5 protein-coding genes are annotated in these 4,643 nt (G+C 68.1%); 3 read left to right on the top strand and 2 right to left on the bottom strand.

Features of this window, described 5'->3' with window-relative positions; translation table 11 throughout:
* Positions 1-91: 91 nt before the first annotated feature.
* Positions 92-430: an Lsr2 family protein gene (locus tag JHC79_RS15565; RefSeq protein ID WP_296392385.1), complete on the bottom strand. Its 339-nt coding sequence runs from the start codon at positions 428-430 to the stop codon at positions 92-94.
* Positions 431-872: 442 nt separating this feature from the next.
* Between JHC79_RS15565 and JHC79_RS15560 the strand changes: the two genes are divergently transcribed.
* Entirely contained in the window at positions 873-2,366 is a 1,494-nt protein-coding gene (locus JHC79_RS15560) for a DEAD/DEAH box helicase (RefSeq protein WP_366782888.1), read from the top strand.
* 71 nt (positions 2,367-2,437) lie between these two features.
* Here JHC79_RS15560 and JHC79_RS15555 read toward each other — a convergent pair whose 3' ends face one another.
* A complete protein-coding gene (locus JHC79_RS15555; protein WP_296392381.1) occupies positions 2,438-2,989 on the bottom strand; it encodes a DUF4190 domain-containing protein in 552 nt (183 codons plus the stop codon).
* A 96-nt stretch (positions 2,990-3,085) separates the two neighbouring features.
* On the opposite strand from JHC79_RS15555, the gene JHC79_RS15550 reads away from it, so the two are divergent.
* Positions 3,086-3,976 carry a rhodanese-related sulfurtransferase gene (locus tag JHC79_RS15550; protein WP_296392378.1) on the top strand — a complete coding sequence of 297 codons (891 nt, stop codon included), beginning with the start codon at positions 3,086-3,088 and terminating at the stop codon, positions 3,974-3,976.
* Positions 3,973-4,643: GTP-binding protein (locus JHC79_RS15545; protein ID WP_296392376.1), on the top strand; the 671-nt coding region annotated here is incomplete at its 3' end. The genes JHC79_RS15550 and JHC79_RS15545, both read left to right, overlap by 4 nt.

The raw sequence follows: 4,643 nt of genomic DNA, 5'->3' as shown, positions 1-4,643 counted from the left end.
TTGTTTCTCGCGCGAGGCCCGTGCACACGAAAAACGGTCACCCACTCCGGGGAGTGGATGACCGTTGCTCGGCGTGAGGTGGACCGGTGGATCAGTGCGCGGCCTCGAAGGCGTCGACCACCTCGATGGGGATTCGTCCGCGGTTGCTGACCTCGTAGCCGTTGCTGTTGGCCCAGTCCCGAATTGCCTGCGTCTGCTCCTTGGAGCGGGTGGCGCCGGCGGGGACGAGCGCCCGCTTCCCGCGGCGACCTGCGACCGACCGTGATGCCTCTACGTATTTGACGAGGGAATCGCGGAACTGCTGCGCATGCTTGGGCGAGGTGTCGAACTCGTACTGACGCCCGTCGAGTGACCAGCGGACAGTTTCGAATTCCTCCAGCACCTTGCCGTCGATGTCGTCGATGAACTGAACAATCTGCTTCTTGGCCATTTTCTCCGGGGTCCTTCCAATCACTGCCGTCTGTCGATGGAAACATTAGGCGACATGTAGTAATTGGGCAAACAACTCCTATTTCGGCGGCCCGGCGTGTTCTGACGAATGCGTCTTTTATCGCGTTCCGGCGCGACATCAATAATGTAACTGGACTAATGCCCGGATTGACTTCCGGCGGACTCCGCAGGCCTGAATGTGTCGTACGCGACTCCGCACACGCGGTCGTCCGGTGGTTTCGTCGGCTACTGTGGTCAGCGAAAGGCTCGTTGGGATATCCCTGAGCCGCTCGCGTCGTAGAACGCTTCTTCCTTGCCGACGTCTCGGCAAGTCGATTCCTTCGAACGGCGAACGAACGCGCACGCCTGCGTGTTCGCCACGACTTCACGTCACCCGGTGATCCCGGGATGTTCCGCGGAGTCCGATGCCCGAAAGGCATTTTGTGACCCACACTGAATTCGGTGCGCTCGGCGTGCCCGCCCCCCTCGTCGCCTCGCTCGCTGCCGAGGGAAAGACCGAAGCCTTCCCCATCCAGATCGACACCCTCCCGGACACCCTCGCGGGTCGTGACGTGCTGGGGCGTGGGAAGACCGGGTCGGGCAAGACCCTGGCCTTCTCCATCCCGCTCGTCGCGCGCATCGGTGCCGACGGCTCCGGCGGAACGCGCCGGCGCGGCAAGCCGCGGGCCCTGGTCCTCGCGCCGACCCGTGAGCTGGCCACGCAGATCGACGCCGTCCTCTCGCCACTCGCCGCGGTCTACGGCATGCGGACGACGACGATCTTCGGTGGCGTGAACCAACGTCGTCAGGTCGACGCGTTGCAGGGTGGCGTCGACATCGTCGTCGCCTGCCCGGGCCGTCTCGAGGATCTCCTCGACCAGCGCCACCTCACCCTCGACCAGATCGAGGTCACCGTCATCGACGAGGCCGACCACATGGCCGACCTCGGGTTCCTGCCCGCCGTGACCCGCATCCTCACCAAGACACCGGAGAACGGACAGCGGCTGCTGTTCTCGGCGACCCTGGACAACGGCGTGGACAAGCTGGTCCGCCGCTTCATGCACAACCCGGTCATGCACTCTGTCGACGAGGCGAATTCCCCCGTCGCCGCGATGACCCACCACGTCTTCGAGGTGGCCGACACCTCGTCGAAGAACGACCTCATCGACGTCCTCGCCTCGGGCACCGGTCGCCGCATCCTGTTCATGCGGACCAAGCACCAGGCCAAGAAGCTCGCGAAGAAGCTGACCGCCTCGGGGATCCCCGCGGTCGACCTGCACGGCAACCTCTCGCAGCCGCAGCGTGACCGCAACCTGGCCGCGTTCGGTGAGGGGTCGGTGCGCGTGCTCGTCGCCACCGACGTCGCTGCCCGCGGCGTGCACGTCGACGACGTCGAGCTGGTCATCCACGTCGACCCGCCGGCTGAGCACAAGGCCTACCTGCATCGTTCGGGCCGTACCGCCCGTGCGGGCAACGCAGGTGACGTCGTCACCATCGCCCTTCCCGAGCAGCGCGCCGACCTGCGTCGCCTGCTCAAGAGGGCGGCCATCGACGTGGCCCCGAGCCGGGTCACCGCGCAGTCACCCGACGTCACCGACCTGGTCGGCGAGATCGCACCGCACGTGACCCCCAGCGCGGCTCCGCCGGCCACCCAGCAGCAGCCCGGCGGCGGTCGTCGCCGCGGTGGACAGGGCGGGGGAGCGCAGAACGGTCGCTCGCGCGCGCCGCGCAGCGGGTCCGGCCGTGGCGGCGCGTCGGGTCGCGGTGAGCGTTCCGGTTCGTCGAGCGCCGGTTCGGCCGGTCGCTCCTACAGCACCAGCTCCGGTGAGTCGTCCGCACCGGCCCGCCGCTCCGGCGGCGGCGCGCGTCCCGACTCCAACCACGGCGCCAGCGGGCGTCGCGGAACCGGCGCAGGCCGCAGCCGGGCGACCCGCTAGGCGTTCACCCCTGAAGACACCGATCGGCGGCCCGCACTGCGGGCCGCCGATCGGCGTATTGCCGGGGGATGTCAGGAACTGGCTGCCCCGGCGATTACCAGGATCAGTATCACCAGCAGCGCGATGATCATCAGGCCGACGCCCACCCAGCCGAGCACACGACCGGCCACCGCCATCCCGCGGCCGTCCTGGTGTCCGCCGGACGCGTCGATCTCGGCGACCGCCATGTTGCCCAGGATGATGGCCGGTATCCCCGCGATGACGCACAGGATCAGACCGGCGATGCCGCAGACCAGCGCGCCGATCGCCTTGCCGTTGGTCTGCGCGACGATGGGCATCCCGTAGGGCTGCTGTCCGTAGCCGCCATAGGGCGGGGTGCCGTACTGGCCCTGTCCGTAGGGCTGGTTCCCGTACTGCGGTTGTCCGGGCGGCAGGGATCCGTACTGCTGGTCGCCGTATTGCGGCCCCGGATAGGGGTTCTGCTCGCCGGAGTAGGCGCCGCCCGGATAGGGAGGCGGGTATCCGTCGCCACCCGGCGTCGGGTCCTGTGCAGGCTGATCGTCCTTGCGCAGGGACGGCCGGGAGTCGTCGTCGGGGGCGCCCGGGGGAGGCGGATAGGTCATGTCGTCGTCCTTCGTGCTGGGGCGTCGAGGGGGTCGATTGCGTCCGCAGAGTGTAGCTGTCACATGTCCGCTCGACCCGCTCCGTATTCTTGTCGGGTGTCGCTCTCGAAGATCGTTCTCTTCTACGTCTTCACACCGCTGACCGATCCCGACGCGATCCGTCTGTGGCAACAGACCCTGTGCGAGGCAGTTGGTGTGCGAGGTCGGATCATCGTTTCCCCCCACGGCATCAACGCGACCGTCGGCGGCGAGATCGGTGCGGTCAAGAAGTACGTCGCCGGCACGAAGCGCTACTCCGCGTTCGCCGACGCCGACATCAAGTGGTCCGACGGCGGCGCCGAGGATTTCCCGCGTCTGCAGGTGCGCGTCCGACCCGAGATCGTCAGTTTCGGCCGTCCCGACGAGGTGCACGTCGACGACCGCGGGGTGATCGGTGGCGGACGCCGGCTCGACCCCGATCAACTCCACGAGCTGATCGCCGATCGCGGCGACGAGGTCGTCCTGTTCGACGGCCGCAACCGCATCGAGTCCCGCATCGGCCACCTCCGCGGCGCGGTGCTGCCGGAGGTCGAGACCACGCGGGAGTTCGTCGATCTCCTCGACAGCGGTCGTTACGACCACCTCAAGGACCGGCCGGTGGTCACCTACTGCACCGGTGGTGTGCGGTGCGAGGTGCTCAGCAGCCTGATGCACGCCCGGGGTTTCGCCGACGTGTACCAACTCGACGGCGGGATCGTGAACTACGGGAAGCGATTCGGTGACGACGGGTTGTGGCGCGGATCGCTCTACGTGTTCGACAAGCGGATGTCACTGCAGTTCTCCGACCACGCCGAGGTGGTCGGTCGCTGCGACGCCTGCGATGCGCCCACCGACGCGGTCCGCAATCACCCCGACGAGAACGGACGCGACCTCGCGGTGGTGTGCCCGTCGTGTGCCGCGGCGGTACCCGCCCCGATCAACGGCGTCGCGATGAGTGCCGTCCGATGAACGCCGTCCGACCGCGCGGCCCCGTTCCGGTGGTCCTGCTCGCGGGTTTCCTCGGGGCCGGCAAGACCACGGTGCTCAACCACCTGCTCCGCAGCGGGTCGGGCTTGCGAATCGGCGTCGTGGTCAACGACTTCGGCGCTGTCTCCATCGACGCGTTGCTCGTGTCGGGGGCGGTCGACGGCGCCGTCACGCTCGGCAACGGATGCATCTGCTGCACCACCGATGCCGACTCCCTCGAATCGGTGATGGGTGAGCTGGTCAAGCCTGCGGCCGGGCTCGACGTGGTGGTCATCGAGGCCAGCGGGCTCGCCGAGCCCACGGCGCTGGTCCGGATGGTCACCGCGGCCCGCGCCGACCGGATCCTGTACGGCGGGCTGATCTACCTGGTCGACGCCGAGCAGTTCGACGACACCCGCGGACGTCACCCGCAGATCGATCACCACATCGCGCTGGCCGATCTGGTGCTGGTGAACAAGACCGACCGCGTGTCGGTCGAGCAGGCGGCGTCGGTGCACGAGACCATCCGAGGATGCAACGCGTCGGCCGCGGTGCTGGCGACCACGCACGGTGTGCTGGACCCGGCGATGCTCATCGACCTCCCCGACACCGTCGCCGACAATGGTCCCCGCCAGCTCGAGCTGGCCGATCTGCTCACCGACGACCACGA

The organism is Williamsia sp. (assembly GCF_016462415.1).
Taxonomy (GTDB): Bacteria; Actinomycetota; Actinomycetes; order Mycobacteriales; family Mycobacteriaceae; genus Williamsia_A.
This window is presented reverse-complemented; position numbering and strand designations above follow the sequence as displayed.

Bases quoted from the DNA above. Each gene is read 5' to 3' on its own strand.
- JHC79_RS15565 (WP_296392385.1), bottom strand. From the start codon at position 430: ATGGCCAAGAAGCAGATTGTTCAGTTCATCGACGACATCGACGGCAAG.
- JHC79_RS15555 (WP_296392381.1), bottom strand. From the start codon at position 2,989: ATGACCTATCCGCCTCCCCCGGGCGCCCCCGACGACGACTCCCGGCCG.